Origin of the sequence: Rhizobium sp. rho-13.1, from assembly GCF_007000305.1 — a bacterium.
In the GTDB taxonomy this organism is placed as follows: Bacteria; Pseudomonadota; Alphaproteobacteria; order Rhizobiales; family Rhizobiaceae; genus Rhizobium; species Rhizobium rhododendri.
This window is the reverse complement of sequence record NZ_SCFL01000136.1, coordinates 1-201: the sequence shown is the minus strand read 5'-3', so window position 1 is coordinate 201 and position 201 is coordinate 1. Positions and strand designations below refer to the sequence as shown.

General features: G+C 64.7%; 1 protein-coding gene. It reads right to left on the bottom strand.

What is annotated here, in order from left to right:
- Nucleotides 1–201, bottom strand: a 201-nt coding sequence (locus tag EQW76_RS29220; protein WP_161991108.1) for a hypothetical protein, incomplete at both ends; no start/stop codon positions are given.

The following is a 201-nucleotide window of genomic DNA, read 5'->3' as shown; positions in this document are numbered from 1 at the left end:
TGTCGCTGGAGTCCAGGGCGGCGATCTGCTTGCTGCTGAGGGCGGAAACTTCCGTTGTCGTCAGGGCGGCGAGCTGGTCGGAGGTCAGAGCGCCAACCTGGGCTGTGGTGAGCGCGCCGATCTGGCTGGTCGTCAGCAGAGCGATATCACCGGTGGAAAGTGCGACGATCTGCTTGGTCGAGAGGGCTGCGATCTGCGAGC